The 272-nt window shown below is 65.4% G+C and carries 1 protein-coding gene; it reads left to right on the forward strand.

Translation table 11 applies throughout. The features are described from left to right. On the forward strand, window positions 1-272 hold a 272-nt coding region (locus AC0IYH_RS31665; RefSeq protein WP_471838210.1), incomplete at both ends, for a beta-barrel domain-containing protein.

Raw genomic sequence — 272 nt, forward strand, 5'->3', positions numbered from 1 at the left:
TGGTGTCCGGCAAGCCGGCGGAAGTAAAGTTTCTGTCGCTGCACGACCGCGACCTGCCGATCCTGATGGGCGTGGTCCGGACGGTGTCGGCCGATAGCGTCCGCGACGATCGCACCGGGCTCAGCCAGTTCACCGCCACGATCGTCATCCCCGACGCTCAGGTGGCCATGTTGCGAGCGGCGCGGGGCGCGGACACCGGTATCCGCGCCGGCGTACCCGTGCAGGTAACTGTCACGCTTCAAAAGCGAAGCGCACTCCAGTACATGCTAGAT

Source organism: Pseudomonas sp. AC463, assembly GCF_979253585.1.